At 61.8% G+C, this 403-nt stretch carries 1 pseudogene; it reads left to right on the top strand.

What is annotated here, in order from left to right:
- Window positions 1–314, top strand: a pseudogene (locus tag F1735_RS34335) (hypothetical protein); the annotation flags it as partial.
- Between the last annotated feature and the right edge of the window lie 89 nt (window positions 315–403).

Below are 403 nucleotides of genomic sequence, written 5' to 3'. Positions count from 1 at the left end.
CCACCTTGCCCACCAAAACCACCGACGAATGGCTGGCAGAGATCGACAAGGCGACCACGCGCTCGCCGTCCGTCGCCATCGCTGTGCGTCTCATGTACGGCCTGGGCCTGCGCGAGTCGGAAGCGGCCAGCGCCTGCTGGGAGTGGATCGACTGGGAGCGGCGAACCTTCACGCCCGGCATTACCAAGGGAAAGGAGGCGGTCCCAGTACCGATGCCGCGCTGGCTGGTTGTGTACCTGGCGCCCCAACGACGACCGCAGGGCCTCATCGCGCCAGGCCCCCTGTGTCAGACTACTTGTCGGGTGTGTTTTTGAACAAAGTATGTCGTGATCTTGAGCGTTGTAGTGGGGTTTTTAGGGTTCGTTCTTGTGCTGTACTTTTGACATCGTTTCCGGGAGCGGGG

This window comes from Massilia genomosp. 1, assembly GCF_011682185.1.
Classification (GTDB): domain Bacteria; phylum Pseudomonadota; class Gammaproteobacteria; order Burkholderiales; family Burkholderiaceae_D; genus Telluria_A; species Telluria_A rubra.
This window is presented reverse-complemented; position numbering and strand designations above follow the sequence as displayed.